Origin of the sequence: Elizabethkingia argenteiflava, from assembly GCF_009904105.1 — a bacterium.
Classification (GTDB): Bacteria; Bacteroidota; Bacteroidia; order Flavobacteriales; family Weeksellaceae; genus Elizabethkingia; species Elizabethkingia argenteiflava.
On record NZ_JAAABJ010000394.1, the window covers coordinates 1 to 344 of the forward strand.

Here is a 344-nt window from a genome sequence, read left to right on the forward strand (position 1 = left end):
AAAATCCATTGTTCTATTTATCTTTGCTGATGAGTTCCAGATTATTAGATATTTGATTTGCAATACAAAATTGCTAAATTTCTCGGAACTCTTTTTGTGTAAATAATTTTAAAAAACTTCTATAATAATTATTAACTAATAAGATCCTGTTTAAATTTTATTGATTAATAATTTTATAGCAGTTAATTTGGTCATATTTTCGGAGGATTCATGTATGTGTTGATAATTCCTGCAAAGCCTTCTATCATTATCAAACCATGAAAAGGTTCTTTCTATTACCCATCGTTTACTTACAGGTTTAAACTCCTTTTTTGCCAGCTTTTCTTTGTCCCTGCTTACTACTT

At 27.6% G+C, this 344-nt stretch carries 1 protein-coding gene; it reads right to left on the minus strand.

Annotated elements, in window-relative coordinates:
- Positions 1 to 150 precede the first annotated feature (150 nt).
- The coding region (locus tag GNY06_RS04640; protein ID WP_166519012.1) for a transposase at positions 151 to 344 on the minus strand (194 nt) is incomplete at its 5' end.